We start from the raw sequence: 747 nt of genomic DNA on the forward strand, positions 1-747 counted from the left end.
CGGGCAAGGTTTTGATTCCAACGGAGACGGAGTCGTGGACAATCCCATCCTCAGCCAAATCGCAAATGATACGACTCCACCGACGTCCTCAATCCTTCCCGCAGGAGGGGCTTATCCTTCTGCAGTTAGTCTTACTATAAATTGTTCGGACAATATCGCGCCAAGTCAGATGGTTTATACCACCAACGGTTCCGCACCAACTTTCAACCCAATCAACGGAATCATAAGAAATCCGCCTAGTGCTCGTTTCACTGTAGGAGCCGAAGGGAATGGAACCTATTTTGTCCGTTATTTTTGCCGGGACTTGGCGGGGAATTTGGAAAACGCGCATTCGGAAACCTATGTGATCGACAGCAATGTTCCTAGTGTGACTGCAAGCCTCGCTTCCGTTTATGTGAGTAACAACGGAGGCGCGATCAATTCGTCTCAATTGACTTGGTCAAGCAGTGTGGGTGGAACTTATAGCGTTCGAAGCGGAGGGACAAATTGTACAGATGGAGTCGAGCTTTCTAATGGCAGTGCAACTGCCGGGACTCCGAACACTGCAACAAATTTTACTGCAAGCGCACTGTCAGTCGGAAATACTACGATCCGGGTCTGTGTCACAAATCCCAACAACGGTTTTACCGGTTCCTATGCACTTACCATCACAAGAGATGACACTCCTCCTACTGTCGGCGCAAATCCAACAAGCGGTAGTTATATCACATTCTTTTCCGTTTCACTGACTTGCAATGATGCAGGCGG

At 48.7% G+C, this 747-nt stretch carries 1 protein-coding gene; it reads left to right on the forward strand.

All coding sequences use genetic code 11. The features are described from left to right. On the forward strand, nucleotides 1–747 hold a 747-nt coding region (locus EHS11_RS02520), incomplete at both ends, for a chitobiase/beta-hexosaminidase C-terminal domain-containing protein (RefSeq protein WP_210413610.1).

The sequence above is a fragment of the Leptospira ilyithenensis genome (assembly GCF_004771005.1).
Classification (GTDB): domain Bacteria; phylum Spirochaetota; class Leptospiria; order Leptospirales; family Leptospiraceae; genus Leptospira_A; species Leptospira_A ilyithenensis.